Annotated in this window: 2 protein-coding genes; both read right to left on the bottom strand. The window is 66.1% G+C overall.

Features of this window, described 5'->3' with window-relative positions; all coding sequences use genetic code 11:
* Window positions 1-325: 325 nt before the first annotated feature.
* Complete coding sequence (locus AC1DFE_RS23985; RefSeq protein ID WP_476908323.1) at window positions 326-478, bottom strand: hypothetical protein; 153 nt, start codon at window positions 476-478, stop codon at window positions 326-328.
* A 181-nt stretch (window positions 479-659) separates the two neighbouring features.
* Complete coding sequence (locus tag AC1DFE_RS23980; protein WP_476908322.1) at window positions 660-1,685, bottom strand: DUF4192 domain-containing protein; 1,026 nt, start codon at window positions 1,683-1,685, stop codon at window positions 660-662.
* Window positions 1,686-1,866: the final 181 nt, after the last annotated feature.

Here is a 1,866-nt window from a genome sequence, read left to right as displayed (position 1 = left end):
GGCGAAGCTTGCGGAGCTGTGGCCGACGGAGGCCTGTCTACCCGCAGGGCAAGGGGCGGGAAATTCCCGGAGGAAATCAGCGACGAAGGAGCGCCGCAGGGACATTTACTGAACCGCAGGCCCCGACGAAGGAGGGGCTCGACCGGCCGGAGCGGACACGTACAATCCGTCAGGACAGCAGCCAAAACTGAAAAGCGCTTCTACAGCCCGAGCGAAGCGAGGCCCTTTTCAGGGTTTAAAGGGCTGAGGCCGGCCCCTTGGGGCCGGCCTCAGTTTTCCCTCAGCGAAAGGAAAATTAGGGCTGCAGCGTCATCGCTGCAGCAACTTACAGGTCCAGCGGGGATTTCTCCCAGGAGATATCAACGATGGGGGCGCCTGACTGCGGCATGGTCAACATCGAGAGCTCGAGAACGTCCTGGGCATGGGTGGCATCGGCAGGTGCTGCGTCATCGTCCGTCAGGATGTACTCGTGGCTCATGTGCTGCCCCCAGGCTCTAGTGGATCGTGTTCCTTTTCCACTGTAGCCCGGCGTCCGGCCGTTGCCCGCTTATGGTGCTGCGCCCGCGGCAGCGTGATCGGCGGCCGGAGGAGCGCATGCGGGGGAGGCCGCCGCCGCACCCAAGGGGCCGGACCGCTTTCCCGGTCCGGCCCCGTTGTTCTTAGCGGTGCCGCTTATAGGCGGTTGCCTGGTTCTTCGCGACCGGGGCGATGGTTCCCCGGCTCACCAGCTGGTCCATCAGTCCCGCGAGCCTGTAGCCCGGGGTATCAGCCAGAGCAAGCTTGAAGTGGTCCGCAGCTACCGACGACTGACCCTTGAGGTACGCCAACCACCCGATCAAGGTCAGCAGGGGCGCCCGGTAGCCTTCCGGCGCGGCGTCGATGAGGTCCCGGGCGGTTTCCTGCGCCCGGTCCACGCGGTTCCAGTCCGGGGCGATACCCTCCCCCACGAGCAGATTCCCGCTTCCCTCGGCGTCCGGCAGCTCCGGGTCGATCACGTTGCAAAACAACGTGTCCCGCAGGTCCGGGCGCTGGAAGCACGCCAGCAGCTCCACCGTTGTCTGCGGATCCGTCCACCCGTCCCGGGTCAGGGCCTCTGCCCACAGTTCCCGGCCCGGACGCAGCTCCGCGCCCAGCACTCCCGGGAGCGCGTGGCGAATCTGTTCCTCCCTGTCTGCCGGGCCTGCAAACGGCGCGTAACTGGTGCCGGGCGTCTTTTCGTAGCTGCTGCCACGGAACACCAGTTCCGCGTTCAGCTGCCCGTCCGTGATGGATTCCAACGATTCGGGCGGGCAGCACCCGGCGTCGCTGTCGCACAAAAGGTTTTGCCAGTGCGACGGGGTGACCAGCCACGCGTCCTGCAGCGGGGTACCTGCGCTGTCCAACGCCTCAATGACGGCCTCGACGTGGTCGTGGAAGGGCCGGGGCTGCCCGAGGTCGGGGGTGCTGGCCGTGTAGATGGCCAGCAGTACCGCCGTGGCCCGAGTGTCCAGTGCGAGGTAGTCCACCATGGAGCGGGCGAAACCGGCTGGTTCCGCGAACGCGGGGGCGTCGACGCGGAGTGTCGCGCCCAGCGTCTTGCCCCGCATGGTCAGGAACACAAAGGATTCCCGCGGTACGAACCCGAGCGAGTGCGGGATGAAACCGAGAATGTCGGCGGGGCTGGAGATGCGGATTGCGTCGTTCATGTTGAAAGTCCTTTGCTGAGGAATGGGTGGTCGGGGCGGCTTAGGTGACCGGCCAGCGTCCCCTCTCCCCCGTTGTTTTGGCTGCTGGCGAAGCTTGCGGAGCTGTGGCCGACGGAGGCCTGTCTACCCGCAGGGCAAGGGGCGGGAAATTCCCGGAGGAAATCAGCGACGAAGGAGCGCC

The sequence above is a fragment of the Arthrobacter sp. 05T423 genome, from assembly GCF_056396245.1.
Note: the sequence above shows the minus strand (reverse complement) of the source record. Positions and strands in the feature narration are given on the sequence as shown.